We start from the raw sequence: 6,209 nt of genomic DNA, 5'->3' as shown, positions 1-6,209 counted from the left end.
GGCCAGGGCCCGGGCGACGGCCACCCCCGGGGGCGGGCCCCCCGGCCCCCCCCCCCGGTCGGTACGGTTCTACAGCACCTTGGAGAGGAAGGCGCGGGTGCGCTCGTGCCGGGGGTCGGTGAGCACCTCGCGGGGGTTGCCGGACTCGACCACCACACCGCCGTCCATGAACACCAGCGCGTCGCCGACCTCGCGGGCGAAGCCCATCTCGTGGGTGACGACCACCATGGTCATGCCCTCCTCGGCGAGGCCGCGCATGACGTCGAGGACGTCGCCGACCAGTTCGGGGTCGAGCGCCGAGGTGGGCTCGTCGAACAGCATCAGCTTGGGCTTCATGGCCAGCGCGCGGGCGATCGCGACGCGCTGCTGCTGGCCGCCGGAGAGCTGGGAGGGGTAGTTCTTCGCCTTGTCGGCGAGGCCGACCCGCTCCAGCAGGACCATCGCCCGCTCCCGGGCGGCGGCCTTGCTCTCGCCCTTGACCTGGACCGGGGCCTCCATGACGTTCTCGACGGCCGTCATGTGCGGGAACAGGTTGAAGCGCTGGAAGACCATGCCGATGTCGCGCCGCTTGACGGCGACCTCGCGGTCCTTGAGCTCGTAGAGCTTGTCGCCCTTCTGCTGGTAGCCGACCAGTTCGCCGTCCACCCAGAGGCGTCCGCCGTTGATCTTCTCCAGGTGGTTGATGCACCGCAGGAAGGTCGACTTGCCGGAGCCGGAGGGGCCGATCAGGCAGAACACCTCGCCCTGCTTGACCTCCAGGTCGATGCCCTTGAGCACGTGCACGGAGCCGTAGGACTTGTGGACGCTCTCGGCGCGCACCATCGGCTGCCCGGTGGCGGCGGCCGGGGTCTTGCTCAGGCCGGTCATACGTGACCACCTCCCTCAAGCCCCGGGACGACGTCGGCGCCGGTCTTCGGGGCGGGCTTCCCGGCGAACAGGCCCCGCAGCCGCTGCACCGGGGTGGGCGGGAGGGTCCGGTTGGAGCCGCGGGCGTAGTAGCGCTCGATGTAGTACTGGCCGATGGTCAGCAGCGAGGTGAAGAACAGGTACCAGAGGCTGACCACGATCAGCAGCGGGATGTTCTGGTAGTTCCGGGAGTAGATGACCTGACCGGCCCGGAAGATCTCCTCCAGGGAGATCACGCTGACCAGCGAGGTGGTCTTGAGCATCGAGATGGTCTCGTTGCCGGTCGGCGGGATGATCACCCGCATGGCCTGGGGCAGGACGATCCGGCGCATGGTCTGGAACCGGCTCATGCCGAGCGCGTGGGCGGCCTCGGTCTGGCCCTCGTCCACCGACTGGATGCCGCCGCGGACGATCTCCGCCATGTAGGCGGCCTCGTTGAGGCCGAGGCCCAGCAGGGCGGCGACGAAGGTCGGGATCAGGACGTTGGTGTCCGCGGACCAGAACTCCGGCCCCCACGGGACGCCGATCGACAGCTTGGCCCAGATCAGGCCGAGGAAGTTCCAGAACACCAGCTGCACCAGCACTGGGGTGCCGCGGAAGACCCAGATGTACATCCAGGCGGTGCCGGAGAGCAGGGGGTTCGGGGACAGGCGCATCACGGCGAGGACGATGCCGCCGATCACGCCCATCAGCATGGAGAGGACGGTCAGTTCCAGCGTGACGACCATGCCGTGCACGATGCTGTCGTGGAACAGGTACTGCCCGACGATGTCCCACTTGAAAGCGGGGTTGGTGAAGAGGGCGCTCAGCAGCATCGCCGCAAGCAGGGCGATGACGACGGCGCCCACCCAGCGTCCGGGGTGGCGGACCGGGACGGCCTTGATGGTCTCAGGCCGTCCCTCCTCCGCCTTCCCCTTGTCCAGAGAGTTCACGGTGTGGCCTCGGGGGAGAGATGGAGCAGGCGGACGGTCAGTTCACGGCGCCGTTGACGGTCGACTTGTCGAGGGCGCCGGACTCGACGCCCCACTTGGTGAGGATCTGCTTGTAGGTGCCGTCGTCGATCAGCGACTGGACGGCGCCCTGGATCGCGGGGGTGAGCTTGGAGCCCTTGGCGACGGCGACGCCGTAGGGGGCCACGCCGTAGGTGGAGCCGAGCTTCTCCAGCTGGCCGCCGGCCTGCTTGATCGCGTAGTCGACGACCTGGGAGTCGGCCATCATGGCCTGGTCGCGGCCGGAGACGACGGCGTTGGTGACGTCCGTCTGGAGGTCGAACTTGTCGCCGTCGTTCTGGATGCCCGGCTTCCCGTTCTTGGCGCAGTCCGGGTTGCGGGTGTCCTTGATCTCGTCGGCCTGGGTGGTGCCGGTCTGGACGGCGACCTTCTTGCCGCACAGGTCGTTGGGGTCGACCTTGTCGGGGTTGCCCTTCTTGACCGCGATGGCGCTGCCGGAGTTGAAGTAGGTCACCATGTCGACGACCTGCTCGCGCTCCTTGTTGTCCGTGAAGGACGACATGCCGAGCTGGAACTTGTTCGACTGGATGCCGGGGATGATCGCGGTGAAGCCGGAGTCCTGGACGTCGGCCTTCAGCCCGAGCTTGGCCGCGATGGCGTTGGCCAGGTCCACGTCCATGCCGATGACCTTGCCGCTGTCGTCCTTGAACTCGTCCGGCGCGTACGAGGCGTCCGCGCCGACCAGGAGCTTGCCGGAGGACTTGACGTCGGCGGGGACGAGGGCGGCGAGCTTGTCGTCGGCCTTGACCGCGTTGACGGTCGCGGAGGCGTTGGGCGCGCCGCTGCCACCGTCGCTCTTGCTGCTGCTGCAGCCGGTCAGGACGAGGGTGACGGAGGCGGCAACCGCGCCGGCCGCGAGAAGCCGGGTGCGCTGGGTACGGGCGGTCATGAGGGGGATCTCCTCCTGAGGGAGAGGGCGGGCGGAGCGCGCCGCGGGGGGCGGCACACCGGGGCGGCAGGTTCGTACGGCGCTGTACGGGTGTATTTCGCTGTACGTCGTCGTACGTGCAGGGCCGGGTGGTGCGGTGCCTGTGCGGACGGGCCGCCCAGGTTGCTGCGGGGTACTGCTTCCGCCACCCTCCGCCGAGGTGGACGTCAAGCGAACCGCCTCGACCAGTGGCCGGCTCGATCCGAGATGGGGGGAATCCTGCCATCTGTGAACGGTCAGATGGCCCTCATCCAGATCAAAATCGGATAACGAGGGCCCAGGCTGTCCGCTATTCGGACTTATTCCGTGTTCCTGTCACTCCGTGCATAAGTATGCAGATCCCTCTGCCCGGTGCCCGGAGGCCCGCCGCCCCCGGCTCGGATGTCGCCGTCGACCACGGCGCAGGGACGTGCGGCCGCCACGGTGACGCGTGGGTGTACGCGAAATGGCGGACATGCGATCCGGCCATCCCGCACTCCCGGGCCCGGCAGCGGGTGTGTCAGAATTCGGTACCGGGTGACCCCCGAACGCTCGAACCAGACCGACGAGCCCCGACAGGCTCGGGGTGTCCGGGAACGGAAGTCATCACGTGGCTCCGTATCCGGGACGCCGACTCCCCAGCGCGTCTGCGTTCACTCCTGCGGGTGCGCGTGCCGCCATCACCGTTGCCGCCGCCGGAGCCCGGCGCTTCCGACGCCGGGCCCCAGTGACGCGACAGCTCGGCGATGAACTGCACGTGACGAGGACGAAAAGGCATAGGTGCGATGCCTTGGTCCGACCTACGCTCGGCCCGGAAGCACAACGCGGACCAACAAGACCCATAAAACCCTCATCCGAGGGCGCCGCCCGACGGCAGCGCCCCGACCCAGCCCCCGGGTCCGCTTCGGCGTACCCGGTTTCCGGTTTCCGGACGGGTCGTCCTGTCCGTCGGTCGCGCACCCTCGCCAGATCAATGACGAAGAGGTCATCGTGGCAGCGGAGATCATCAGCAGCACCCAGGACACCGTCGATCCGGTCGACGCCGTTTTCGCGCTCCACCGCGGCGGCAAGATGGAGATCAGGGCGACCGTCCCGGTGCGCGACGCGGACGACCTGTCCCTCGCCTACACGCCCGGTGTCGCCCGCGTCTGCACGGCCATCGCCGAGCAGCCGGAGCTGGTCAACGACTACACCTGGAAGTCCAACACCGTCGCCGTGGTCACCGACGGCACCGCCGTGCTGGGCCTCGGCGACATCGGCCCGGAGGCCTCCCTGCCCGTGATGGAGGGCAAGGCCATCCTGTTCAAGCAGTTCGGCGGCGTGGACGCGGTGCCGATCGCGCTCGCCTGCACCGAGGTCGACGAGATCGTCGAGACCGTGGTGCGGCTGGCGCCCTCCTTCGGCGGCGTCAACCTGGAGGACATCTCCGCCCCCCGCTGCTTCGAGATCGAGCGCCGGCTCCAGGAGGCCGTGGACATCCCGGTCTTCCACGACGACCAGCACGGCACCGCGATCGTCACCACCGCCGCCCTGTGGAACGCGGCCAAGGTGACCGGCCGTGAGATCGGCTCGCTGCGGGCCGTCATCTCCGGCGCCGGCGCGGCCGGCATCGCCATCGCCAAGATGCTGGTGGCGGCGGGCATCGGCGACGTCGCGGTCTGCGACCGCAAGGGCGTGGTGTACGACGGCCGCGGCGACCTCACCGACGTCAAGGCCGAGATCGCCGAACTGACCAACCGCACCGGCCTCAAGGGCACCCTGGCCGACGCGATGGCCGGCGCCGACGTGTTCATCGGCGTCTCCGGCGGCACCGTGCCGGAGGAGGTCGTCGCGACCATGGCCGCGGGCGCGTTCATCTTCGCGATGGCCAACCCCACCCCGGAGATCCACCCCGAGGTCGCGCACAAGTACGCGGCGGTCGTCGCCACCGGGCGCAGCGACTTCCCGAACCAGATCAACAACGTGCTGGCCTTCCCCGGCATCTTCGCCGGCGCCCTCCAGGTGCGGGCCAGCCGGATCACCGAGGGCATGAAGCTGGCTGCCGCCAAGGCGCTGGCCGGTGTCGTCGCCGACGAGCTGACGCCGCAGAAGGTCATCCCCTCGCCGTTCGACGAGCGGGTCGCCCCGGCGGTCACCAAGGCCGTCGCCGAGGCCGCCCGGGCCGAGGGCGTGGCCCGGATCTGACGATCCGGGCGCCGCTGCCGGGCAGGCCCGGCGTGAGCGGCGCCGCCGACACGGCCGGGGCCGGGACACGCGTCACACCCGCGCGTGGTTCCCGGCCCCGGCCGGCGCGGCTATCGTCCGCAGCATGTTTGCTGCCTACGCCGCACGTATCGACGCCGATGACCCGCTCAGCGGACTGGAGTTGGGCGAACTCCCCGAGCCGCAGGCCCGCCCCGGATGGAGCGTGGTCACGGTCAGGGCCGCCAGCCTCAACCACCACGACCTGTGGTCGCTGCGCGGGGTCGGCCTGCCCGCCGGCCGACTGCCGATGATCCTCGGCTGCGACGCCGCCGGTGTCGACGAGCACGGCAACGAGGTCGTCCTCCACTCGGTGATCGGCCAGAGCGGCCACGGGGTCGGCCCGGACGAGCCCCGGTCCATCCTGACCGAGTGTTACCAGGGCACCTTCGCCCAGCAGGTGGCCGTGCCCACCTGGAACCTGCTGCCCAAGCCCGCCGAACTCAGCTTCGAAGAGGCCGCCTGCCTGCCCACGGCCTGGCTGACGGCCTACCGGATGCTGTTCACCAACGCCGGGGTCAAGCCCGGCGACACCGTCCTGGTGCAGGGCGCGGGCGGCGGCGTGGCGACCGCGCTGATCGTCCTCGGCAAGGCCGCCGGGCTGCGGGTCTGGGTCACCGGCCGGGACGAGGCCAAGCGCCGCCGGGCGGTCGAACTCGGCGCCGACGCCGCCTTCGAGAGCGGCGCCCGGCTGCCCGCCCGGGTGGACGCGGTGATGGAGACGGTCGGCGCCGCGACCTGGGCGCACTCGGTGAAGGCGCTGCGCCCGGGCGGCACCGTCGTCATCTCCGGTGCCACCTCCGGCCCCAACCCGAGCACCACCGAGCTGAACCGGATCTTCTTCCTGGAGCTCAAGGTGGTCGGCTCGACCATGGGCACCAAGGAGGAACTGGCCGGGCTGCTCTCGCTGTGCGCGACCACCGGCGTCCGACCGGTGATCGACTCGGTGCTGCCGCTGGCCGAGGCCCGGGACGGCTTCGCGCGGCTCGCCAAGGGCGACGTCTTCGGCAAGATCGTGCTGACGCCGTGACGCCGTGACGCCGTGACGCCGTGACGCCGTGACGCCGTGACGCCGTGACGCCGTGACGCCGTGACGCCGTGACGCGGACCGGGCCCGGGCCCCGCCGCGCCCCGGGCCGGGGGCC

At 70.3% G+C, this 6,209-nt stretch carries 5 protein-coding genes; 2 read left to right on the top strand and 3 right to left on the bottom strand.

Going from position 1 to position 6,209, the window contains the following annotated elements:
- Window positions 1-69: 69 nt before the first annotated feature.
- The 3 genes from ACFV6D_RS35405 to ACFV6D_RS35395 are packed head-to-tail and all read right to left on the bottom strand — an operon-like array spanning window position 70 to window position 2,805.
- Complete coding sequence (locus tag ACFV6D_RS35405; RefSeq protein ID WP_107453034.1) at window positions 70-822, bottom strand: amino acid ABC transporter ATP-binding protein; 753 nt, start codon at window positions 820-822, stop codon at window positions 70-72.
- Between the two features lie 41 nt (window positions 823-863).
- On the bottom strand, window positions 864-1,838 hold the full coding sequence (locus tag ACFV6D_RS35400; protein WP_063347850.1) for an amino acid ABC transporter permease: 975 nt from the start codon (window positions 1,836-1,838) through the stop codon (window positions 864-866).
- A gap of 37 nt (window positions 1,839-1,875) precedes the next feature.
- On the bottom strand, window positions 1,876-2,805 hold the full coding sequence (locus ACFV6D_RS35395) for an ABC transporter substrate-binding protein (RefSeq protein WP_063347849.1): 930 nt from the start codon (window positions 2,803-2,805) through the stop codon (window positions 1,876-1,878).
- A 1,008-nt stretch (window positions 2,806-3,813) separates the two neighbouring features.
- Here ACFV6D_RS35395 and ACFV6D_RS35390 point away from each other — a divergent pair.
- Window positions 3,814-5,007 (top strand): NADP-dependent malic enzyme, encoded by a 1,194-nt coding sequence (locus tag ACFV6D_RS35390; protein WP_063347848.1) that lies wholly within the window; start codon window positions 3,814-3,816, stop codon window positions 5,005-5,007.
- A 124-nt stretch (window positions 5,008-5,131) separates the two neighbouring features.
- Entirely contained in the window at window positions 5,132-6,094 is a 963-nt protein-coding gene (locus ACFV6D_RS35385) for a zinc-binding dehydrogenase (RefSeq protein ID WP_380562861.1), read from the top strand.
- Window positions 6,095-6,209 lie beyond the last annotated feature (115 nt).

Origin of the sequence: Kitasatospora sp. NPDC059812, from assembly GCF_042732075.1 — a bacterium.
Classification (GTDB): domain Bacteria; phylum Actinomycetota; class Actinomycetes; order Streptomycetales; family Streptomycetaceae; genus Kitasatospora.
Note: the sequence above shows the minus strand (reverse complement) of the source record. Positions and strands in the feature narration are given on the sequence as shown.